Below are 20,602 nucleotides of genomic sequence, written 5' to 3' on the forward strand. Positions count from 1 at the left end.
ATCGTTGACGATAGCGGGTCGTGCATGGGGCGTCAAGCAAAATATCCCGCAGTGCATCACGGGCACCGCCCGGCACCCGCCGCCGCGGCTCGCGCGCAACGTACGACGCCCGACCCGGTGCCAAGCGGCACGAAAATTTGATAGCATCCGCGGGTTTTACGAAATTTTTCGACCTTTTTCACACGCAGCAGCCCGCAGCGCATACCTTCACGGAATGGCATCAGACAAGGAACTCGCCGACTTTCTGGCGGGCGTCGAAAGGCGCGCGTTCAAGCAAGCTGCGTACGCCGTGCGTGACGACGATGCGTCGCTCGACATCGTGCAGGACGCGATGATCAAGCTCGCGGAGAAATACGGCGACCGGCCGGCGGCCGAGTTGCCGCTGCTTTTTCAGCGGATCCTGCAGAACGCGATCCACGACTGGTTCCGCCGGCAGAAAGTCCGCAACACCTGGGTCACGCTCTTCTCGTCACTGAACAACACCGACGACGACGACTTCGACCCCCTCGAAACGCTCGAATCCGCGGACGACAATGCGGGCGTCGAGAGCAGCGAGCACCGGCTCGAAAGAGAACAGGTTCTGGCCCTGATCGACGAAGAAATCCAGAAGCTTCCGGCACGTCAACGGGAAGCGTTCCTGATGCGTTATTGGGAAGATATGGATGTCGCCGAGACTGCCGCCGCAATGGGGTGCTCCGAAGGCAGCGTCAAGACGCACTGCTCACGAGCCACCCACACGCTGGCGCAAGCGCTCAAGGCCAAAGGAATCACGCTATGAGCTCCGCTCCCGCAAATCGAGAACACGAATTCGCGCTGAAGGTGCGCCGCGCGCTGGACGAGCGCGCGGCCGCCCTGCCTGCCGCGACCACCGACCGTCTGGCCGTCGCCCGACGGGCCGCGCTCGCGCGCAAGAAGCCCGAAGCCGTGACCGCACCGGTGTTCGTGCCGGCCTTCGCCGGCGCGCCCGGCGCCTACGGCACGGGGCCCGCGAACCGCCCGCAGGCGTCGTTCGCTCGCCGCCTGCTGCGCGCGTGGCCGCTCGCGCTGCTGCTCGCGGGGCTCGTCGGCATCGCCTACTGGGAAGACATGCAGCGCACCGCCGAACTCGCCGACATCGACGCGGCGATGCTCAGCGACGACCTGCCGCTCAACGCGTATCTCGATCACGGGTTCAACGCGTATCTTTCGCGCGCTCACTAACAGACAATAACGAGGGGATCGCACGGGTGAGTCAGAAGCGCGGCCTGGCCGTATTTTTCGGATGCGTGATCGCGATCGCCGTTTCCTACGTCGCCACGTACTCCCGATTTCACCCGCCCCCCGCGACGACCGCCGTCGCGGCCAACAGCCCGGCCACGCCCGCGTCGGCCGCGACCGGGCTGACCACCGAACTCCCTCCGCTGCCGCTGCCGGCCGCCACCGGCCCGTTGTCGTGGGCGCGCCTCACGCCGGCGCAGCATGCGGCGCTCGCGCCGTTCGCCGACCAGTGGGACGGCTTCAGCGACGCCCGCAAGCGAAAATGGCTGAAGATCGCGTCGCGTTTCTCGAAATTGACGCCTGATGACCAGAAGCGCCTGCAGGAGCGGATGACCGAATGGGCGAAGATGACGCCCGAGCAGCGTCGCGTCGCGCGCGAGAACTACCAGAGCGCGAAGGAACTGTCCGCGCAGGCGCGCGAGCGCGCCTGGAAGGCGTACCAGCAGCTCCCCGAGGAACAGAAGGAACGTCTCGCGGCTGCCGAGCGCCGCCGCCGGCCGAGCGTCGTCAGTGCGCCGCCGACCGTCGCCGACCGCGACGTGCGCCGCCTCGTCAATTCGCACGAACACCCGGCGAGCGGCGCGGCCGCCGTGCCGGCGCCCGCGTCGGCCGGTGCCGCCGCGCAACCGGTGCCGGCATCGGCGACGTCCGGCGCCGCATCCGTGCCGGCCGCCGTGTCGCCGGTGTCGCCCGCCGACGCGCCCTCGCTGTTCAAGGGCTCCTGAGCGGCCGTGGCCGACGCCCGCGCGCCCGCTGCCCCCGCCGTCGCTCCGTCCGTACGACGGCGCCTTGCCGCGCTGCTCTACGAAGGCGTGCTGCTGTTCGGCGTGGTGTTCTTCGCCGGGCTCGCGTTCAGCCTCGCGACGCAGCAACGCAACGGCCTCGTCCACCACAACCTGCTCGCCGCCTGGATCGCGCTGGTCGTCGGCGCGTATTTCGTCTGGTTCTGGACGCACGGCGGCCAGACCCTGCCGATGAAGACCTGGCGGCTGCGGCTCGAATCGTCGAGCGGCCGGCCGCTGAGCGCGGGCCACGCGCTCGTGCGCTACGCGCTCGGCTGGCTGTGGTTCCTGCCGCCGCTCGCGCTGCATCCGCTCCTCGGCCTGTCGGTGCCCGTCACGCTCGCACTGACCGCCGCCTGGATCGTCGCGTGGGCCGGCGCCGCCCGCCTGCATGCCGGCCGCCAGTTCCCGCACGACCGGATCGCGCGCACGCGCGTCGTTGCGATGCCGCGCTGACGCGCCGCATTCGCCAGACGAAAACCGCTCCCCCGCTCCGTCGATCCGGCCCCAGGCCTTGCCGGACAACCGCCGACCGCTCCGTTCGGCAGGTCGCACAACGCCCGCGCATTCACTGCTAAACACCCTTCAGCGGCCGTAATAAGAACGTCTTGTGACTGTCACGGCACAGTCACGCCCGCATGGCGGAATGCCGTTAATGTCAACCGGCGCGAGTCATGCATGGGCCAGAAAACGTCCGCGACCTCACTGTTACGTCACCCTCTCGGCGCACGCGCCGCCACCGCGTTCCTGTCCGATTCCGCCACGGCCGACGGCCTGGCGTCGCAAGAACCGCATGCCGGGCACGCCACGCAGCACGACGACCCCGATTCGGCCACGCATCGCTATCGCACCATCTGGCTGTCCGACATCCACCTCGGCTCGAGCGGCTGCCAGGCGCCGTACCTGCTCGACTTCCTGCGTCACAACGATTCGGAATACCTGTACCTCGTCGGCGACATCATCGACGGCTGGCAACTGAAGAAGGGCTGGTACTGGCCGCAGGCGCACAACGACGTCGTGCAGAAGATCCTGCGCAAGGCGCGCAAGGGCACGCAGGTCATCTATATCCCCGGCAACCACGACGAAGGCGCGCGGCAATTCTGCGATCTCGCGTTCGGCGACATCCACGTGCGCGGCGAGGCGTTCCACACGACGCTCGCGGGCAAACGTTTGTGGATCGTGCACGGCGACCTGTTCGACGGCGTGATCCAGCACGCGAAATGGCTCGCGTACCTCGGCGACACGCTCTACACGCTGATCCTCGTGCTGAACCGCTGGTTCAACCGGATCCGCAGCCGGCTCGGCTTCCAGTACTGGTCGCTGTCGCAGTACCTGAAGCACCAGGTCAAGAACGCGGTCAACTTCATCTCGCAGTTCGAGACCGTGATGACCGACGAGGCGCGTCGCCGCGGCTGCGACGGCGTCGTGTGCGGCCACATCCACAAGGCGGAGATCCGCGACATCGACGGCGTGCTGTACTGCAACGACGGCGACTGGGTCGAAAGCCTGTCCGCGCTCGTGGAAACGATGGAAGGCGAACTGAAGATCGTGTACTGGACAGTGATGCGCAGCGCACCGTCGGAAGCCCCGTCGCGCAAGGCCAAGGCCACCGCCTGACACAACCCTACTCACAGGACAATGCCGCGATGAAGATCATGATCGTCACCGACGCATGGGAACCGCAGGTCAACGGCGTCGTGCGCACGCTGAAGAGCACGTCGCGCGAACTCGTGGCGCTCGGCCATCGCGTCGAACTGCTGACACCGCTGGAATTCCGCACGGTGCCCTGCCCGACCTACCCCGAGATCCGCCTGTCGATCCTGCCGTACCGCAAGCTGCGCGCGCGGATCGACGCGTTCGCGCCCGACGCGCTGCACATCGCGACCGAAGGCCCGCTCGGCCTCGCCGCGCGGCGCTACGCGCGCGCGCGCAAGCTGCCGTACACGACCGCGTACCACACGCGCTTTCCGGAATACGTGCAGGCGCGCTTCGGCATCCCGCTGGCCGCGACCTACCGCTTCCTGCACTGGTTCCACGGGCCGTCGCTCGCGGTGATGGCGCCGACGCCGGTCGTCAAGCAGGACCTCGAGAAATACGGCTTCACGAACGTCGTGCTGTGGACCCGCGGCGTCGATCTCGACGTGTTCCGGCCGATGGAATCGAAGGTGCTCAATACCGCGCGGCCGATCTTCCTGTACGTGGGCCGCGTCGCGATCGAGAAGAACGTCGAGGCGTTCCTGCGTCTCGACCTGCCCGGCTCGAAGTGGGTCGCGGGCGAAGGCCCCGCGCTCGCGGAACTGAAGTCGCGCTATCCGGAGGCGAATTATCTCGGCGTGCTGTCACAGGCGGAGCTCGCGAAGGTGTATGCTGCGGCCGACGTGTTCGTATTCCCGAGTCGCACCGACACGTTCGGCCTCGTGCTGCTCGAGGCGCTCGCCTGCGGTACGCCGGTCGCCGCGTATCCCGTGACGGGCCCGATCGACGTGCTCGGCGAAGGCGACGCCGGCGCGATGCACGAGGACCTGCAGGAAGCCTGCCTCGAGGCGCTGAAGATCGAACGCACGACTGCGCGTGCCTGGGCGGAACGCTTTTCGTGGCGCGCGGCCTCCGAGCAGTTCGCGTCGCATCTGAAGCCGCTGCCGAAGACCGCGTACTCGCCAGCCGAAGGTGCCGCCGTTTGAAACGAGACCTGAACGACAAGACCCCGCCCCCCGCCGCGACGCCGCACCGGCATCGCCCGTTCGACGAGGAAGAGCCGCACGCCGAAGCGGACGCGCATGCGCACGAGCCGCTCGGTCCCGACGATCAACTCACGCCGCTGCCGCCGAACCCGTACAAGCGCCACCGCGGCATCACGCGCGCCTGGTTCGCGCTCAAGCATTCGCTGAACGGCTTTCGTGTCGCGATCCGCGAGGAGAGCGCGTTTCGGCAGGAGCTCACGCTCGCCGCGCTGATGCTGCCGATCGGCGCATTCGCGCCGGTGCCGGCCGCGTCGCGCGCACTGCTGATCGCGTCGGTGCTGCTCGTGCTGATCGTCGAGCTGCTGAACTCGAGCGTCGAGGCCGCGATCGACCGCATCTCGCTCGAGCGCCACGAACTCTCCAAGCGCGCCAAGGATCTCGGCAGTGCGGCCGTGACGGTCGCGCTGTTCGCGTGCGTGACGACGTGGGGCTTCGTGCTCGGCCCGGTCGTCGCACGCTGGCTCGGCTTCTAGCGAACAGCCCGGCGGGCACGCCGCGCACCGCCCCGCGTGCGGCGCTGCACCATGCGCCGCGCGGGGCCGCGAACACGAAATGCGCCCGATGTTGCGAAACCCCGGTTTATAATCGTCCGCTAGACATAGAACAGCAACCCGCGCCGGACGAATCACGCAGCATCGATTGCAGCGCCCGCCAGTCCGGCACACACAGGGCCGGACGACATGGAAGCGAAACCTCCCCGCCGCACCCGCGAACGGATTCTCGAGTTGTCGTTGAAACTCTTCAACGAGATCGGCGAGCCGAACGTCACGACCACGACGATCGCCGAGGAAATGGAAATCAGTCCAGGCAACCTGTACTACCATTTCCGCAACAAGGACGACATCATCAACAGCATCTTCGCGCAGTTCGAGCAGCAGATCGAACGGCGGTTGCGTTTCCCGGAAGATCATCGTCCGACGATCGACGAAACCTGGTCGTACCTGCAGTACATGGCCGATTTCATGTGGACCTACCGGTTCCTGTATCGCGACCTCAACGACCTGCTCGCACGCAACCGCACGCTCGAGACGCACTTCAAGCAGATCATCAGCCACAAGGTGCGCTTCGCGCGCGAGATGTGCGAGCTGCTCGTGTCGGACACCGAAATGGTCGCGACGCCCGCCGAGATCGAGGTCATCGCCACCAACATGGCCGTGATCTCGACATACTGGCTGTCGTACCAGTACGTGATGCACCCGCGCAAATACAACGACCAGGATGCGATCCGCGAGGAACTGCACCAGGTCAGCATGCACGTGATCTCGGTGATGGCGCCGTACCTGCGCGGGCGCTCGCGCCAGCTGTTCGACGATCTGGTCTCCGGCAAGCTGCCGAAGCGCCAGTTCACCGATTATCTGCCGCCGCGCGACGGTTCGCCGCGGCCGGCCGGCGGGCACGCGCCCGCCAAGGATGCCAAGCAATGAAGGCAGTCTGTGTTTACTGCGGCTCGTCGTCCGGCGTGCGGCCCGTCTATGCCGACGCCGCGCGTGCGTTCGGGCGTGCGCTCGTCGATGCGGGCCTCACGCTCGTCTACGGCGGCGGCCGTGTCGGCCTGATGGGCGTGATCGCCGACGAAGTGATGGCGGCCGGCGGCCGTGCGGTCGGCGTGATTCCCGAACTGCTCGTCGACAAGGAAGTGGGCCATACGGGGCTGTCGGAACTGCACGTCGTGCCCGACATGCACCACCGCAAGAAAATGATGGCCGACCTGTCCGACGCGTTCGTCGCGATGCCCGGCGGCGCCGGCACGCTCGAGGAACTCTTCGAGGTCTACACGTGGGCGCAGCTTGGCTATCATCGCAAGCCCGTCGCGCTCTACAACATCGACTCGTTCTACGATCCGCTGATCGCGCTGCTGCGTCATACGGTCGACGAAGGCTTCATGCGCCCGGCCTATTTCGACGCACTGTGCGTCGAATCGGAACCCGTCGAACTGATCGAGCGGCTGCGTCGCTACCAGCCGCCCGCCCGCGACAAGTGGGCGCCCGACTCGGCAAAGTAACCCTCGACAAAACCTGTACGCCATGACCGCACCCACCGACCGCAAGGCTGTCCTCATCACCGGCGCGAGCCGCGGCATCGGCCGCGCGACCGCCGTGCTGGCGGCCGAGCACGGCTGGGACGTCGGCATCAACTATGCGCGCGACGCAGCGGCGGCCGAACTCACCGCGCAGGCAGTCCGCGACGCGGGCGGCCGTGCGTGCATCGTCGCGGGCGACGTCGCGAACGAGGCGGACGTCATCAAGATGTTCGATACCGTCGCGGCGGCGTTCGGACGCCTCGACGCGCTCGTCAACAACGCCGGCATCGTCGCGCCGTCGCTGCCGCTTGCCGACATGCCGGCCGACCGGCTGCGGCGGATGTTCGACACCAACGTGCTCGGCGCATACCTGTGCGCACGCGAAGCCGCGCGCCGGCTGTCCACCGACCGCGGCGGCCGCGGCGGCGCGATCGTCAACGTCTCGTCGATCGCGGCCCGGATCGGCTCGCCGAACGAATACGTCGATTACGCAGGCTCGAAAGGCGCGGTCGATTCGCTGACGATCGGCCTCGCGAAGGAACTCGGCCCGCACGGCGTGCGCGTCAACGCGGTACGCCCCGGCCTGATCGAGACCGACATCCACGCAAGCGGCGGCCAGCCGGGCCGGGCGGCCCGCCTCGGCGCCACGACGCCGCTCGGTCGCGCGGGTGAAGCGCGGGAGATCGCCGAGGCGATCGTCTGGCTGCTCGGCGACGCGGCGTCTTACACGACGGGCGCCCTGCTCGACGTCGGCGGCGGCCGGTAATCCCGCGCCGAGGTCCATCCAGTTTCATCGCCGGACGCAATCCGTCGTCAGGACACCACAAATCTCCACAATTTCGAGACAGTTTCAGTAAGCCCCCGTAACAATTCCGTGGTTTACTACCAGACATCAGACAGGTGCCTGAAAACACCTGTCCGTCGCCCCCTGATGTGGCCCTTACCGGTCCTGCCCATGTAGCCGGACCCGCTCGACTCGACCCGAGACTCCTTCCATGCCTGGAACCGCAGCGCCCGGCCGGCGACGCACGTCCGTGCCCGCTCCGGCTCAGCCTACCCGTTCGACTGCTGATGCCGACCTCATTGCAACGCTCGACGTCGCCGGCACACCCGCCGCGACCGCTAACGCCGCAACCAGCGCCACGCGCGAACGCGCGCTCCTGCTCGGCTGGCGCGCGTGGCTGCTCGTCGTCGCGCTGATCTGCGCGTACACGCTGCCGGGCGTGCTCGGCCACGATCCCTGGAAGCAGGACGAAACCTACACGTTCGGCATCATCCAGCACATGCTCGAAACCGGCGACTTCGTCGTGCCGACCAACGCCGGCCTGCCGTTCATGGAGAAGCCGCCGCTTTACGCGTGGGTCGCGACCAGCCTCGCCTGGCTGCTGCAGCGCGTGATGCCGCTGCACGACGCGGCCCGGCTCGCGAGTGCGCTGTTCGCTGCGCTCGCGTTCGGCTTCATCGCACGCGCGGCCCGCGTCGCCAGCCGCTCGGACAGTTGGCTGGACCTGCGCGTGATGGGTCCGGTCGCGTTGAGCGCGGGCACCCTCGTTGTCATCAAGCACACGCACGACATGATGACGGACGTGGCGCTGTTCGCGGGCACGGCGATCGGCTTCTGCGGGCTGCTCGAACTCGTGACGCAGCACGTCGCGCGCGCGCAGCAGATGCGTCACGGGCTGCCGGTCCGGCCGTCGAGCCGCTGGGCCGCGCCGATCTTCGGCGCGGGCGTCGGCATCGCGCTGATGACGAAGGGGCTGTTCGTACCGCTCGTGTTCGCGGCCACGCTTGCGGGCACGATGGTGCTGTACCCGGCCTGCCGCACCCGCTCGTTCGCGCGCTCGCTCGGCGTCGCCGCGCTCGTGTTCGCGCCGTTCGCGCTCATCTGGCCGACCGCGCTGTTTCTGCGCTCCGAGACGCTGTTCATGACGTGGTTCTGGGATAACAACGTCGGCCGCTTCTTCGGGTTCTCCGTCCCCGTACTGGGCGCGGAAAACGACAAACCGCTCTTTATCCTGCGTGCTTTCCTGCTGGTCGGCTTCCCGGTCGCGCCGCTCGCGATCGCCGCGCTCGCGCGCGGCGCGTGGCGCGACTGGCGCACGCCCCGCATCGCGCTGCCCGTAATGTTCGCGGGCATCGGGCTCGTCGTGCTGCAGGTGTCCGCGACGTCGCGACAGCTCTACATCCTGCCGTTCTTCGCGCCGCTCGCGCTGGTCGCCGCACTGGCCATCGAACGCCTGCCGCGCCGGCTGCATCTCGCATGGGATTACCTGAGCCGCATCCTGTTCGGCACGGTTGCCGCGCTCGCGTGGGCCATCTGGGCGATCATGGCCGATCCGGCCGCGTCGCGCGCGAATCTCGCGCCGCTCGGCCGCTGGCTGCCACTTGACTGGACGATACCGATCGAGCCCGCACTCTTGATCGGCGCGCTCGCGCTGACGGCCGGCTGGCTGACGCTGCTGCCGAAGCTGCGCCTGACGGGGCTGTGGCGCGGCGCGCTGTCGTGGGGCGCAGGCGCACTCGTCGCATGGGGGCTCGTCTATACGCTGCTGCTGCCGTGGCTCGACGTCGCGAAGAGCTACCGCTCGGTGTTCGACGACCTGAACGCCCATCTGGCGCTCGAATGGAACGACGGCGACTGCATGGCGAGCCTGCACGGGCTCGGCGAATCGGAAGCGCCGATGCTGTACTACTTCTCCGGCATCCAGCACATGCCGATCGACAATGCCAATACGACGCGCTGCACCTGGATGATCGTCCAGGGCGTGCGGGCCGTCGATCCGGCGCCCGGCAGCGAATGGCAGTTGTTCTGGAAGGGTGCGCGGCCCGGCGACAACGAGGAATTGCTGCGCGTCTACGTGCGCACGCCCGAGCAGCACCTGCAGTAACAGATGGCGGTACGGCATGCCGCCGTGCCTGCCTCGACACCCATGTCCGGCGAAGGTCGACACGGGCTGCGTGAACGATGCGCCACCGCGAAACTCACGTCGCCGGCCGGCTCCCCCGACCGCTACGACATGGCGCCCGCACGGGCTCCGCAGTGGCGCGCCCGCCGCTCACGACGCCGCCCGGATCGTCAGAACGACGAGCCGGGCTCCCGCAGAAACGCTGTTTCCTCATCGGTCGACGTACGGCCGAGAATCGCATTCCGGTGCGGAAAGCGCCCGAAACGCTCGACGACGGCCGCGTGCAGCAACGCGAAGCCGTGATAGCTCGCGCACCCCGCTTCGTCGCGAATGCCGGCGCACAGGCGCACGGCCTCGCGCTGGCTCTCGGCCGACTCGTCATGCTCGAATGGCAGATAGGCGAACACGCGATGATGCCCGCTCGGCAATTGCGCGTCCCAGCCGTCCGCGACGACGCGGCGCGCGAGCGCCAGCGCCTTCGGATCGGCGGCAAACGCGCGCGGCGTGCCGCGATGGATATTACGCGAGAACTGGTCGAGCACGACGATCAACGCCAGCGCGCCCGCCGGCGAAACGGCCCAGCGATCGCAGGCGCCGTCGCAGGCCGCGTCGAGCAGCGCGCCGTAGCGCGTGCGCAGCAGGTCGTCGAAGGCCGCGCCGCCGTTGAACCAGACCTTGCGCTGCTGCCCGAATTCGGCCGAGCCCGGCTCGCCGAACCAGAAATCGAGAATCTCCCGCGCTTGCGGGTCCAGCGCAGCCGCGCCGGCCTTCGGCGTGTCGATCGTCATGCAAACTCCAGTACGAGGCGCCGTGTGCGCGCACTCTTCTTTTCCAGTTTCGCGACCCGCAGCCCGCCGATTTCCGCCGTGTTGCGCACATGGGTCCCGCCACAAGGCTGCAGGTCGACCGCCTCGATGCGCAACAGCCGCACGCGGCCGAGGCCCATCGGCGGCTTCACGCTCATCGTACGCACCAGGTCGGGCCGCGCGGCCATCTCGTCGTCGGTGATCCACTCGGTCGTCACGGGGTGCGCGCCGGCGACCAGGCCGGCGAGGCGCCGCTCGACATCGTCGCGGTCGATCGCGTCGGACGTCGCGAAATCGAGCCGCACATAGTCGGCGGTCACGCTGCAGCCGTCGACCGCATACGGCAGCACCGCGCACATCAGGTGCGCGGCCGTATGCAGGCGCATGTGCCGATAGCGGCGCAGCCAGTCGATCTCCGCCGCCACGCGCGTGCCGGGCGTCAGCCTCGCGATGCCCGCTTCCTGCCCCGGTGCGGGCACGTGCACGGCATCGTCGGGCGTCGCGCCGTCGAACTTCGCCTTGCGCGTGTCGGCAATCGCGATCGTGCTGCCGTCGGGCAGCGTCAGCGTGCCGGTGTCGCCGGCCTGGCCGCCGCCGAGCGGATAGAACACGGTGCGGTCGAGCCGGATGCCGTCGTCGCCGACGGCCAGAACGACCGCATCGCATTGCGTGAGGTACGCGTCTTCACGGAACAGCGCTTGTGTCGTCATCGGGCGAGCCTCGTATCGTTGCGGGAAACGGTCAGTGTCGCGCCGTGCCGCACGCGCGCCCAGACGCAGATCGCCCTGCGCGCAGGCAGCGGCGTACCGGTCGGTCAACCGGGCCGGTTGCGCATCCAGTCGGCCGTGTCGTAGAACGAATGCATGAGCCGCTCGCGCAGCGGTTCGGGCAACCCGATGTCATCCATCGCCCACGCCATGCACCGCAGCCACTGGTCGCGCTCGACCGATGCGATCGGGAACGGCAGGTGCCGCGCGCGCAGCCGCGGATGGCCGAACCGGCTGATGTAGTGGTCGGGGCCGCCGAGCCAGCCGCACAGGAACCAGAACAGCTTGTCGCGCGAGCCGTCGAGCGACTGCGGATGCAGCGCGCGAATCTCCGCGAACTCGGGCTCGAGGTCCATCAGGTCGTAGAAACGGTCCACCATGTCGCGCACGCGGGCTTCGCCGCCCACGAGCTCGAACGCCGTCGGCTGCGACGGCGCATCGTCATTCACATCGGTCATACGGATAGTCGGAAAACGGGATCTTCGGGGCCGCCGGCGACGCTCATGCGTCGCGCAGCGACTGCAGCGCGGGGCGCCGCAACACATTATGCAGGCTCAGCCAGCCGGCCGCACCGGCGCACGCGACGCCGGCCGCGATGCCGGCCGGCACGAGCCACGGATCGACGGCAAGCCGGAAGTCGAACACGCGCGATGCGAGCACCCAGCCGACCGCGATCGCACCGGCCGACGCCAGCGCACCGGCCAGCACGCCGACCACGACGAATTCCGCGCGCTGCACCGCCACCACCTGCGCGCGCGACGCGCCGAGCGCGCGCAGCAGCGCGGCCTCGCGCACGCGCTCGTCGCGCGAGCCGGCAAGCGCCGTGTACAGCACGAGCACGCCGGCCGCGAGCGTGAACGCGAACAGGAACTGCACCGCGCCGACCACCTGCAGCATCATCCGCTGCAGTTGCGCGAGGATCGGCGCGACGTCGATCGCGGTCAGGTTCGGATAGCGCGCGATCAGCGGGTCGAGCAGCGCGGCGTCCGACGCCGGCAAATGGAAGCTCGTCAGGTAGACGGCCGGGAAATCCTTCAGCACCGGCGGCGGCATCAGCACGAAGAAATTGACGCGGAACGAGCCCCAGTCGAGCTTGCGCACGCTCGTGATCGGCGCGTCGACCGTCAGCCCCGTCACGTCGAAGCGCAGCGTATCGCCCGGCTTCACCTTCAGCGTCTTCGCGAGGCCGGCCTCGATCGAGATCTGCGGTGTGGCCGCGGTGCCGAACCAGTTGCCCGCGACGATCCGGTTGTCGGACGGCAACTCGGTCGTATACGACAGGTTGAACTCGCGGTCGACGAGCCGGCGCGCCTCGTCGGACGGGTAGGCATCCGGATTCACCGGCTTGCCGTTGATCGCGACGAGACGGCCGCGCACCATCGGCGCGGGCACCGCGTCGCGCACGCCGTGCGTGGCCAGATAGGTCGCGACGTCGTCGCGCTGGTCGGGCTGGATGTCGATCAGGAACTGGTTCGGCGCATCGGGCGGCGTCGACTGCCGCCAGCCCGCGACGAGGTCGTTGCGCGTGATCGCGATCAGCAGCAGGCACATCAGCCCGAGAGCGAGCGCGGTGATCTGCAGCGCGCTCGCCGTGCCGCGCCGCTGCAGCGACGCGAGCGCGTAGCGCCAGCCGATGCCGGCGGCCACGCGCGCATTGCGCACCGCGCGCGCGGCGGCGAACAGCACGAGCCGCGCGACCAGCGCGAAGCCGACCAGCGCGCCGGCGAAACCGCCCGCGACGATCAGGCCGAGCTTCAGGTCGCCGGCGGCCACGATCAGCAGCCCCGCGAACAACATGACGCCGATCGCATACGCGGCCCACGCGGTGCGCGACGCTTCGCCCCATTCACGGCGCAACACACGCACCGGCGGCACCCGCGTGAGCGGCACAAGCGGCGGCAGCGCGAAGCCGAGCAGCAGCACGAGTGCGGCGCCCATGCCGATCAGCGCGGGCCACAGCGTGGGCGGCGGCAGCACGACGTCGATCAGGCCGCCGAGCGCGGCCAGCAATGCCCAGTGGCCGCCGTAGCCGAGCAGCGCGCCCGCGGCACCCGACACGATCCCGATGCCGGCGAATTCGAGCGCGAACAGCGCACCGAGCGTGCGACGGCTTACGCCGAGGCAGCGCATCGTCGCGCAGCCGTCGAGATGGCGCCGCATGTAGCGCTGCGCGGCCATCGCGATCGCGACCGCCGCGAGCAGCGCGGTCAGCAGCGCGACGAGCGTCAGGAAGTGGCGCGCGCGATCGAGCGTCTGCCGCACCTGCGGCTGGCCCTCCTGCAACGACTCGAGACCGACGCCGCGCAGCTTCCCGCCATCGACGCGTTCGTGCGCATAGGTTTCGAAGCGCGCGACGGCCTGCTGGTCGCCGGCGACCAGCAGCCGGTACGTGACGCGGCTGCCGTAGCCGGTGAGCCCCGTCGCGGCAAGCTCGTCCGCGCGCATCATCAGCCGCGGCGAGAAATTGACGAACGAGAAGCCGCGATCGAGTTCGCGGGAGATCGACGCGGCGACCGTGAACGTGCGCAGCCCGACGCGCACGGTGTCGCCCGCCTTCAGGTGCAGTGCATCGAGCAGCGCGGGATCGGCCCACACGGTGCCGGGCGCGGGAATCGCGGCCGCCTTCTGCGCAGCGGCGGCGCCGGCCGGCAGGATCTCGACCGCGCCGCGCAGCGGATAGCCGGGCGACACGGCCTTCACGGCCGCGAGACGCGACGGCGCCGCGTCGGCGCCCTGCCCGGGCTCGGCGGACGCGATCATGCTCGGGAAGATCGCGGTCGTCGCGGTCCGCAGGCCGAGCGTGCGGGCCTGCCGGTCGAACGACGGATCGACGGGGCGATCGGCGCGCACGACGAAATCGGCGCCGAGCATCTGGCGCGCGTCGCGCTCGAGCCCCTGGCGCAGCCGGTCGGCGAGAAAGCCCACGCTCGTCAGCGCCGCGACCGCGAGCACCAGCGCGAGCACCAGCAGCGTCAGCTCGCCCGCGCGCCAGTCGCGCGCGGTCATCCGGGCGGCCTGGCGGATCAGGTCGTGCAGGCCGAAGCGGCCGGCATGCGTGCGCACGTCATGGCCGGATTGCCCGACCGGCGGCTGCGCCGCGTGTTGCGGCTCCTTCAATCGCGCTTCCCCCCGATCGAGTTGAGTCGCGACACCATGTGGTTCGCCATCCCGCGAAAGCCGCCCGAGACGCCGCGCCACAGGCGCGGGAGCGCCCACGCAGAAGCCGCGATGAAGGCGGCGAGCAGCACGAGGAACGCGAGCGGCACGAAGAACGCAAGCGCGAGCCCGCCGACCACGAGGCCGTCCTCGGTCGACGATGCGACCCAGTTCGAGATCGGTTCGGGCGACAGGTTGATCAGCGCACGCGTGCCGGCCTTCGCGACGTGCGCGGCGCCGGCCAGCGAACCGCCGGCGAGCCCCGCGACCGCGAGCACGGTCGGATCGGCGTGGCCAAGGGCGCCGGCTGCGAGCACGGCGCCGGCGGGGATGCGGATGAAGGTGTGCACGGCATCCCACAGCGAGTCGAACGCGGGGATCTTGTCGGCGAGGAATTCGGTGACGGCGAGCACGGCTGCCGCGCCGATGACCCACGGCGACATCAGGACGGCCAGCGTGTCGGGCAGATGGAGCCAGCCGACCCGCGCCAGCAGGCCGGCGATCAGCACCGTCAGGTACAGGCGCAGGCCGCTCGCCCACGCGAGCCCCGCGCCGAGCGAAATGGCTTCGATCATGGCCCTCTCCTTGCACTTTCCGTGCGCTTTGCCGATTGATCGGATCGGGTCGGACAGACCGGCCGCGCGGCGCGTGGCGGCCGGCGCCGCGACCGCGAACGGCGGCACGGCAACATTCAGGCCCGAATGCGTTCCATTATAGACAGGCCTGACGGGCCGCCGGCGCAATTCCGCAGTGCGGCACCCGGTGCGGACGTCAGGCGGCCGACGACAGCTTCAGGCCGACCAGCCCGGCGACGATCAGCGCCGCGCTCGCGACGCGCGCGACGGTCAGCGCCTCGCCCATCATCACGATGCCGAACACGAACGCACCGACCGCGCCGATGCCCGTCCATACCGCGTACGCGGTGCCGAGCGGCAACTGGCGCATCGCGACCGCGAGCAGCCCGAAGCTGGCCAGCGCCGTCACGATCGTAAACACCGACGGGCCGAGCTTCGTGAAGCCGTCCGACGATTTCATGCCGGCCGCCCAGGCCACTTCCAGCACACCGGCAATCAACAACAATACCCACGCCATCTCGACGCACTCCGTATCGGATGGGGCCGTCCCCGTTGAAGCGAATGGCCCGGGGTCGTCCCCGGGCGGCGCCGAGTATAACAAGAGGCTTACAGACGCGGCGCACGGCCGGCGGCCGGCCCGGGGCAGGATCGGCCGGGGGCGCTCAGTTCGACACGCGCTTCGCGGCGGCTCCGCCGACGCAGCGGTCGTCGCGGTACAGCGCCCACTCCTCGCACACGCGGCCGTCCTTGAACATGCACATGCCGACCTGCCCGCGCGGCAAGCTGCGGATCACGTGGCGACCGCCGAGCTTCTCGCAGTTGACCGAGGCGGGATTGGCCAGCGACGCCTGCGCGGGCGGCTGTTGCCCCGGCGGCAGCGGTTGGGCGAACGCGCCGGGCGCAGCAAGCGCCAGCGCACAGATGACGACCAGACGGACGGACATTGCACGCTCCTCGTTTTCGTTCCCGGAACGGTCAGGATAACGGGGAATGAGTGGCGAGTGTGCATCGTCCGCGTCGGCGGCGAGACTGTCGCGCCGGCGCAACCCCGCCGGCCGTCAAGGCCCGTCAGGCGGCGCCGACGAGCCGGTAGCCGACCCCCGTCTCGGTGACGATGTACTCGGGCTGCGCCGGGTCGAGCTCGAGCTTCTGGCGCAGGTGCGCCATGTAGATCCGCAGGTAATGGTGGCTCTCGACGTGCGACGGCCCCCACACGTCGCGCAGCAGTTGCCGGTGCGTGAGCACGCGCCCCGCGTGCCGCACGAGGGTGGCGAGCAGCCGGTATTCGAGCGGCGTCAGGTGCACGATCTCGTTGTCGCGCCACACCTGGCGCAGCGCGAGATCGACGACCACGGTGCCGAAGCTCACCTTGGGCGACTCGTTCGCGCCGCCCTGGTTGCGCCGGCGCAGTTGCGCGCGGATCCGCGCGCGCAGTTCGGACACGCCGAACGGCTTGGTCAGGTAATCGTCGGCGCCCGCGTCGAGCGCCGCGACCTTCTCTTCTTCCTGTGTGCGCGCGGACAGTACGATCACCGGGACCTCGGACCAGCCGCGCAGCTCGCGGATCACGTCGAGGCCGTCGGTATCGGGCAGGCCGAGGTCGACGATCACGAGATCGGGCTTGCGCGTCGCTGCGTCGATCAGCCCCTGCTTGCCCGTCTCGGCCTCGAACACGGCGATCTCCTCCTCTTCAAGCGCGGCGCGCACGAAACGTCGGATCTGCTTTTCGTCCTCGATCAGGACAACGGTCAGGCTGGGTTCACTCATGGTCTGGCAATGACTCGGATGGGGACGATGCGCCCGGCGCATCGGGTTCGTCGTCGGGCACGGCTGGCGCGGCCGGCGGCGTCTCGACCGGCAGCGTGAACCAGAAACGCGCGCCCGTCACGCGACCGTCGGGCGCGGTGCGGTTGAGCGCGCCGATTTTACCGCCGTGCGCCTCGACGATCGCACGGCAGATCGCGAGGCCGAGCCCGATGCCCGGCGTCGCCGATTCCTTCTCGCCGCGCGTGAACTTGTCGAAGATGCGCGTTTCCATGCCGGCCGGCAGGCCCGGGCCGAAATCGTCGACGTGCACGCGCACGAACGGCAGCCCGTCGTCGGTCACGCGCTCGGCGCCGATGTCGAGCGGCGTGTCGGGCGGCGTGTACTTCGCCGCGTTCTCGAACAGGTTGCTGAAGAGGCGCTCCATCAGGACCGCGTCCATCTGCAGCAGCGGCAGGTCGGGCGGCAGCGCGACACGCGCGGGATGGCGCGCGAGCACGCGCTTGCATGCGGCCAGCGCGGCGCCGACGGCTTCCTCGAGCAGCGACCACTGGCGCTTGAGCTGCAGGCTGCCGGCCTGCAGCCGCGCCATGTCGAGCAGGTTCGTGACGATGCCCGTCATCCGCAGCGCCTCGTCGTGGATCGCGTCGATCAGCTCGCCCTCGCGCTGCGCGAACCGTTCGGCCGCCACGACGTCGCTGCCCTGGGCCGCCGCGCGCCCGTTCGCGAGCATCGACGAGAAGCCGACGATCGTCGTGAGCGGCGTGCGCAGGTCGTGCGAGATCGCCGACAGCAGCGAGTTGCGCAGCCGCTCGGATTCCATGTTGACGAGCGCGTCGCGCGCGATCTCGACGTAGTGCACGCGTTCGAGCGCGAGCGCGATCTGCGCGGCGAAGGCGTCGAGCATCCGCTGCTGCTCGGGCACCTCGAGTTCATGCGGCTCGCGCGACGCAACCGCGAGCACGCCGCGCGTGCGCATCGGCGCCTTCAGCGGCAGATACAGCGCGGCGGTGGCCGGCAGCGTATCGGTGCCGCGGCCGGCCGGCTTCTGCTGGTCGTACACCCACTGGCCGACGTCGCTGTCGAGATCGGCGCCCGTCAGCGTGACGGCCGCGTCGGGATCCTCGATCTTCTGTCGCACCTTGTCCGCGCTGTCGGGCAGCAGGAACGCGACGCGCGCGCGGAACACCTCGCCCACGTGACGGCTGCCGATCTCGACGATCTGCTCGGTCGTCAGCGCCGCCCCGAGTTCGCGCGCCATCGCGTAGATCGCGCCGGTGCGGCGTTCGCGGCGCTGCGCGACGCTCGCCTGGCGCGTCAGCGTCGACGTCAGGTGGCTGATCACGAGCGACGTCAGCAGCATCCCGAAGAAGGTCAGCAGGTATTGCGTGTCGCTCACCGAAAACGACATGCGCGGCGGTACGAAGAAGTAGTCGAACGCGGCCACCGACAGGAACGACTGCAGCACGCCCGGGCCGCGCCCGAGCCGCACGGCGGAAAACACCACGCCGAGCAGGTACAGCATCACGAGGTTCGTGAGGTCGAGGCGCTCGGACACGAGGCTCGCGACGACCGTGATCGCCGCGCAGATCGCGGCCGCGTACACGTAGTGCCGCGGCGGCGAACGGTGCGTGCCGAACTGCGCGAACGCGTCGCGCCAGTCGCGCGCCCGCGCATCGAGCGGCGCGGCGCGCGCCTCGTCGCTCGCGGACGCGCGGATCAGCATCAGGTCGACGTCGCCCGCGCGTTCGGCGAGCTGCTCGCCGAACGGCCGCACGAAGCGGCGCGCAAGCCCGACTTTCGGCGAGCCGCCCGCGACGACCTTCGACACGTTGCGCACCTTCGCATAGCCGATCAGCGCGGCGACCGCGTCGGCGCCGGCGAGCGTGGCCGTCTCCGCGCCGAGCTCGGCTGCGAGCTTCAGCGCGTCGAGCGTGCGCTGCCGCCGCGCGTCGGGCAGCCGCTGCAGGCGCGGCGTCTCCACATAGACGGCGATCCAGTCGGCCTTCAGGCTCGCGGCGAGCCGCGCGGCGGCACGCACCAGCGTCGGCGCCTCGGGGCCGGGACCGACGCACACCAGCAGCCGCTCGCGCGCCTGCCAGATGCGCTGGATCGAGCGGTCGGCGCGATACTCGCGCATCTGCGCGTCGACGCGGTCGGCGGTACGGCGCAGCGCCAGCTCGCGCAATGCGATCAGGTTGCCCTTGCGAAAGAAGTTGCGCACCGCGCGCTCGGCCTGCTGTGCGAGATAGACCTTGCCGTCGCGCATCCGCTCGAGCAGTTCCTCGGCCGGCAGGTCGACGAGCGTGACTTCGTCGGCCGCGTCGAACACGCGGTCGGGCACGGTCTCCCACACGCGGATGCCGGTGATCGCGCCGACCACGTCGTTCAGGCTCTCGAGGTGCTGGACGTTGACGGTCGTATACACGTCGATGCCCGCGTCGAGCAGTTCGTAGACGTCCTGCCAGCGCTTCAGGTGCCGTGCGCCCTGCACGTTCGAATGCGCGAGTTCGTCGACGAGGATCAGTTGCGGCTGGCGCGCGAGCGCGCCGTCGAGATCGAATTCGGCGAGCGTGCGGCCGCGATAGTCGATGCGGGCGAGCGGCAGCACGTCGAGGCCGTCGAGCAGCGCGGCGGTTTCGCCGCGGCCGTGGGTCTCGACGATGCCGACGACGACGTCGACGCCTTCCTGCATGCGCTGGCGCGCGGCCTGCAGCATTGCGTAGGTCTTGCCGACGCCGGCCGATGCGCCGAAGAAGATCTTGAGCTGGCCGCGTCGCTGTTTTTCTTCATCGCGCTGCAGCTTGTCGAGGAGTTGGTCTGGATCGGGACGGTTCATGCGTCAGAAAGGCGAGGCGCCCGGATGCGCGCGAATACGAGCATTGTTGTTCCAAATCGCCGCAAAAGGCAAAGACGGCGCAAGCGCCGTCGGGAAAAAACGCGTCCGGCGCGGCTCGGGCCGCGCCGGACGCCGGTTCTCGCGTGCCCGATCAGTGCGCGGCCTGCGCGGCGTCGAGCGCGAGGTTCAGCTTCAGCACGTTCACGCGCGGCTCGCCGAGCACGCCGAACTGGCGCCCCGTCGTGTTCGCGGCGACGAGCTGCGCAACCGCGTCGGGCGCCAGGTTGCGCGCCTTCGCGACGCGCTCGACCTGGTACGCTGCGGCGGCCGGCGTGATCTCCGGATCGAGGCCGCTCGCCGACGCCGTCACGAGGTCGACCGGCACGGGCTTCGACATGTCGGTGCCCGCGTCGTGCAGCGCGGCGATGCGCCCCTTCACCTGGTCGGCCAGCGACGGGTTCAGCGGGCCGAGGTTCGAACCGCCGGAGCCGGTCGCGTTGTACGGCATCGGCGTCGTGGCGGACAGCCGGCCCCAGAAGTACTTCGGTGCATCGAACTGCTGGCCGATCAGCGCGGAGCCGACCGCCTTGCCGTCCTTCTCGATCAGGCTGCCGTTCGCCTGCGACGGGAACACGGCCTGGCCGAACACGGTCATCACGGCCGGGTAGGCGAGCCCCGTCACCGCGGTCAGCACGACAAAGATCACGACGAGCGGACGAATCAACGTTTTCATGATGGTTCCTTCAAATACGGCGGGCTCAGGCCCAGCCGAGTGCAGCGAGCGTCATGTCGATCAGCTTGATGAACGGGAACGGCAGCAGCACGCCGCCGAGGCCGTACACCAGCAGGTTGCGGCGCAGCAGCGACGCCGCGCCGAGCGGACGGTACGTGACGCCCTTCAGCGCCAGCGGGATCAGCGCGACGATGATCAGCGCGTTGAAGATCACCGCCGACAGGATCGCGGACGCCGGCGACGTCAGGTGCATGAT

At 69.4% G+C, this 20,602-nt stretch carries 21 protein-coding genes and 1 pseudogene; 11 read left to right on the forward strand and 11 right to left on the reverse strand.

All coding sequences use genetic code 11. From position 1 onward, the window contains the following. Window positions 1–214 precede the first annotated feature (214 nt). From GQ56_RS0128665 to GQ56_RS0128715, 11 genes are all read left to right on the forward strand, one after another. On the forward strand, window positions 215–778 hold the full coding sequence (locus tag GQ56_RS0128665; protein ID WP_021162797.1) for an RNA polymerase sigma factor: 564 nt from the start codon (window positions 215–217) through the stop codon (window positions 776–778). Further along, entirely contained in the window at window positions 775–1,200 is a 426-nt protein-coding gene (locus tag GQ56_RS0128670) for a DUF3619 family protein (RefSeq protein WP_031401925.1), read from the forward strand. Before GQ56_RS0128665 ends, GQ56_RS0128670 begins: the two co-directional genes overlap by 4 nt. A gap of 26 nt (window positions 1,201–1,226) precedes the next feature. Beyond that, a complete protein-coding gene (locus tag GQ56_RS0128675; protein ID WP_031401926.1) occupies window positions 1,227–1,982 on the forward strand; it encodes a DUF3106 domain-containing protein in 756 nt (251 codons plus the stop codon). A 6-nt stretch (window positions 1,983–1,988) separates the two neighbouring features. Further along, window positions 1,989–2,495: an RDD family protein gene (locus GQ56_RS0128680; protein ID WP_031401927.1), complete on the forward strand. Its 507-nt coding sequence runs from the start codon at window positions 1,989–1,991 to the stop codon at window positions 2,493–2,495. Between the two features lie 222 nt (window positions 2,496–2,717). Further along, on the forward strand, window positions 2,718–3,656 hold the full coding sequence (locus GQ56_RS0128685; protein WP_031401928.1) for a UDP-2,3-diacylglucosamine diphosphatase: 939 nt from the start codon (window positions 2,718–2,720) through the stop codon (window positions 3,654–3,656). Window positions 3,657–3,685: 29 nt separating this feature from the next. Beyond that, window positions 3,686–4,720, forward strand: a complete 1,035-nt coding sequence (locus tag GQ56_RS0128690) for a glycosyltransferase family 4 protein (protein WP_031401929.1) — start codon at window positions 3,686–3,688, stop codon at window positions 4,718–4,720. Beyond that, window positions 4,717–5,253, forward strand: coding sequence for a diacylglycerol kinase (locus GQ56_RS0128695; RefSeq protein ID WP_031401930.1), 537 nt, complete (start codon window positions 4,717–4,719; stop codon window positions 5,251–5,253). The genes GQ56_RS0128690 and GQ56_RS0128695 overlap by 4 nt, the downstream gene beginning before the upstream one ends. Window positions 5,254–5,460: 207 nt before the next feature. Continuing rightward, the gene (locus tag GQ56_RS0128700) at window positions 5,461–6,204 is read left to right on the forward strand and encodes a TetR/AcrR family transcriptional regulator (RefSeq protein WP_031401931.1); all 744 of its coding nucleotides are present in this window, start codon (window positions 5,461–5,463) and stop codon (window positions 6,202–6,204) included. After that, complete coding sequence (locus GQ56_RS0128705) at window positions 6,201–6,782, forward strand: LOG family protein (RefSeq protein WP_031401932.1); 582 nt, start codon at window positions 6,201–6,203, stop codon at window positions 6,780–6,782. The genes GQ56_RS0128700 and GQ56_RS0128705 overlap by 4 nt, the downstream gene beginning before the upstream one ends. 22 nt (window positions 6,783–6,804) lie before the next feature. Further along, window positions 6,805–7,566 carry an SDR family oxidoreductase gene (locus tag GQ56_RS0128710; RefSeq protein ID WP_031401933.1) on the forward strand — a complete coding sequence of 254 codons (762 nt, stop codon included), beginning with the start codon at window positions 6,805–6,807 and terminating at the stop codon, window positions 7,564–7,566. Window positions 7,567–7,795: 229 nt separating this feature from the next. Continuing rightward, the gene (locus tag GQ56_RS0128715) at window positions 7,796–9,688 is read left to right on the forward strand and encodes an ArnT family glycosyltransferase (protein WP_031401934.1); all 1,893 of its coding nucleotides are present in this window, start codon (window positions 7,796–7,798) and stop codon (window positions 9,686–9,688) included. Between the two features lie 188 nt (window positions 9,689–9,876). On the opposite strand, the gene GQ56_RS0128720 is transcribed toward GQ56_RS0128715, so the two are convergent. The 11 genes and pseudogenes from GQ56_RS0128720 to GQ56_RS0128770 all read right to left on the reverse strand — a co-directional run. Further along, window positions 9,877–10,494, reverse strand: a complete 618-nt coding sequence (locus GQ56_RS0128720) for a DUF924 family protein (RefSeq protein WP_031401935.1) — start codon at window positions 10,492–10,494, stop codon at window positions 9,877–9,879. Further along, on the reverse strand, window positions 10,491–11,222 hold the full coding sequence (locus GQ56_RS0128725; protein WP_031401936.1) for an alanyl-tRNA editing protein: 732 nt from the start codon (window positions 11,220–11,222) through the stop codon (window positions 10,491–10,493). Before GQ56_RS0128725 ends, GQ56_RS0128720 begins: the two co-directional genes overlap by 4 nt. A gap of 104 nt (window positions 11,223–11,326) precedes the next feature. Beyond that, window positions 11,327–11,737: a group II truncated hemoglobin gene (locus GQ56_RS0128730; protein WP_031401937.1), complete on the reverse strand. Its 411-nt coding sequence runs from the start codon at window positions 11,735–11,737 to the stop codon at window positions 11,327–11,329. Window positions 11,738–11,780: 43 nt separating this feature from the next. Beyond that, entirely contained in the window at window positions 11,781–14,396 is a 2,616-nt protein-coding gene (locus GQ56_RS0128735; protein ID WP_031401938.1) for an ABC transporter permease, read from the reverse strand. Beyond that, a complete protein-coding gene (locus GQ56_RS0128740; RefSeq protein ID WP_031401939.1) occupies window positions 14,393–15,010 on the reverse strand; it encodes a DUF4126 domain-containing protein in 618 nt (205 codons plus the stop codon). The genes GQ56_RS0128735 and GQ56_RS0128740 overlap by 4 nt, the downstream gene beginning before the upstream one ends. Before the next feature lie 196 nt (window positions 15,011–15,206). Next, a complete protein-coding gene (sugE, locus tag GQ56_RS0128745) occupies window positions 15,207–15,527 on the reverse strand; it encodes a quaternary ammonium compound efflux SMR transporter SugE (RefSeq protein ID WP_031401940.1) in 321 nt (106 codons plus the stop codon). Window positions 15,528–15,672: 145 nt separating this feature from the next. Beyond that, on the reverse strand, window positions 15,673–15,954 hold the full coding sequence (locus GQ56_RS0128750) for a DUF333 domain-containing protein (RefSeq protein ID WP_031401941.1): 282 nt from the start codon (window positions 15,952–15,954) through the stop codon (window positions 15,673–15,675). A gap of 124 nt (window positions 15,955–16,078) precedes the next feature. Next, window positions 16,079–16,777, reverse strand: a complete 699-nt coding sequence (kdpE, locus tag GQ56_RS0128755) for a two-component system response regulator KdpE (RefSeq protein ID WP_031401942.1) — start codon at window positions 16,775–16,777, stop codon at window positions 16,079–16,081. Then, window positions 16,770–19,613 carry a DUF4118 domain-containing protein gene (locus tag GQ56_RS0128760; protein ID WP_031401943.1) on the reverse strand — a complete coding sequence of 948 codons (2,844 nt, stop codon included), beginning with the start codon at window positions 19,611–19,613 and terminating at the stop codon, window positions 16,770–16,772. The genes kdpE and GQ56_RS0128760 overlap by 8 nt, the downstream gene beginning before the upstream one ends. A 151-nt stretch (window positions 19,614–19,764) precedes the next feature. Beyond that, window positions 19,765–20,346: a potassium-transporting ATPase subunit KdpC gene (gene kdpC / locus GQ56_RS0128765; RefSeq protein WP_031401944.1), complete on the reverse strand. Its 582-nt coding sequence runs from the start codon at window positions 20,344–20,346 to the stop codon at window positions 19,765–19,767. 25 nt (window positions 20,347–20,371) lie between these two features. Continuing rightward, a pseudogene (locus tag GQ56_RS0128770) lies at window positions 20,372–20,602 on the reverse strand (potassium-transporting ATPase subunit B); the annotation flags it as partial.

Origin of the sequence: Burkholderia paludis, assembly GCF_000732615.1 — a bacterium.
Classification (GTDB): Bacteria; Pseudomonadota; Gammaproteobacteria; order Burkholderiales; family Burkholderiaceae; genus Burkholderia; species Burkholderia paludis.

Bases quoted from the DNA above. Each gene is read 5' to 3' on its own strand.
- GQ56_RS0128665 (WP_021162797.1), top strand. From the start codon at position 215: ATGGCATCAGACAAGGAACTCGCCGACTTTCTGGCGGGCGTCGAAAGG.
- GQ56_RS0128670 (WP_031401925.1), top strand. From the start codon at position 775: ATGAGCTCCGCTCCCGCAAATCGAGAACACGAATTCGCGCTGAAGGTG.
- GQ56_RS0128685 (WP_031401928.1), top strand. From the start codon at position 2,718: ATGGGCCAGAAAACGTCCGCGACCTCACTGTTACGTCACCCTCTCGGC.
- GQ56_RS0128690 (WP_031401929.1), top strand. From the start codon at position 3,686: ATGAAGATCATGATCGTCACCGACGCATGGGAACCGCAGGTCAACGGC.
- GQ56_RS0128700 (WP_031401931.1), top strand. From the start codon at position 5,461: ATGGAAGCGAAACCTCCCCGCCGCACCCGCGAACGGATTCTCGAGTTG.
- GQ56_RS0128705 (WP_031401932.1), top strand. From the start codon at position 6,201: ATGAAGGCAGTCTGTGTTTACTGCGGCTCGTCGTCCGGCGTGCGGCCC.
- GQ56_RS0128710 (WP_031401933.1), top strand. From the start codon at position 6,805: ATGACCGCACCCACCGACCGCAAGGCTGTCCTCATCACCGGCGCGAGC.
- GQ56_RS0128715 (WP_031401934.1), top strand. From the start codon at position 7,796: ATGCCTGGAACCGCAGCGCCCGGCCGGCGACGCACGTCCGTGCCCGCT.
- GQ56_RS0128720 (WP_031401935.1), bottom strand. From the start codon at position 10,494: ATGACGATCGACACGCCGAAGGCCGGCGCGGCTGCGCTGGACCCGCAA.
- GQ56_RS0128725 (WP_031401936.1), bottom strand. From the start codon at position 11,222: ATGACGACACAAGCGCTGTTCCGTGAAGACGCGTACCTCACGCAATGC.
- GQ56_RS0128730 (WP_031401937.1), bottom strand. From the start codon at position 11,737: ATGACCGATGTGAATGACGATGCGCCGTCGCAGCCGACGGCGTTCGAG.
- GQ56_RS0128740 (WP_031401939.1), bottom strand. From the start codon at position 15,010: ATGATCGAAGCCATTTCGCTCGGCGCGGGGCTCGCGTGGGCGAGCGGC.
- sugE (WP_031401940.1), bottom strand. From the start codon at position 15,527: ATGGCGTGGGTATTGTTGTTGATTGCCGGTGTGCTGGAAGTGGCCTGG.
- GQ56_RS0128750 (WP_031401941.1), bottom strand. From the start codon at position 15,954: ATGTCCGTCCGTCTGGTCGTCATCTGTGCGCTGGCGCTTGCTGCGCCC.
- kdpE (WP_031401942.1), bottom strand. From the start codon at position 16,777: ATGAGTGAACCCAGCCTGACCGTTGTCCTGATCGAGGACGAAAAGCAG.
- GQ56_RS0128760 (WP_031401943.1), bottom strand. From the start codon at position 19,613: ATGAACCGTCCCGATCCAGACCAACTCCTCGACAAGCTGCAGCGCGAT.
- kdpC (WP_031401944.1), bottom strand. From the start codon at position 20,346: ATGAAAACGTTGATTCGTCCGCTCGTCGTGATCTTTGTCGTGCTGACC.